Origin of the sequence: Pseudoalteromonas fuliginea (assembly GCF_000690055.1) — a bacterium.
GTDB lineage: Bacteria > Pseudomonadota > Gammaproteobacteria > Enterobacterales > Alteromonadaceae > Pseudoalteromonas > Pseudoalteromonas fuliginea.
The window spans coordinates 1-252 of record NZ_JJNZ01000208.1 but is presented as its reverse complement, the minus strand read 5'-3'; the positions used below and the strand labels follow the sequence as shown (position 1 = coordinate 252).

Sequence of the window (252 nt, the reverse complement as noted above, 5' to 3'; positions counted from 1 at the left end):
ATTAAAGAAACAATAGACAAGACAAACCTAGGCCATTGGAAAGAAAATGACGAAGTAAATTTAGAACGAGCAATGAAGCTAGGAGATCGTCTTGACGGACATATAGTACAAGGCCACGTAGACCAAATAGGTACTTGTAAAAACATAGAAGAAGCAAACGGTAGCTGGTATTTCACTTTTGAATACGATTCAAATCTTGAAAACATAACTATCGAAAAAGGCTCTATTACTATAAACGGAGTAAGCCCCACT

General features: G+C 36.5%; 1 protein-coding gene. It reads left to right on the top strand.

Features of this window, described 5'->3' with window-relative positions:
- Window positions 1–252: riboflavin synthase (locus DC53_RS22780; protein ID WP_033032563.1), on the top strand; the 252-nt coding region annotated here is incomplete at both ends.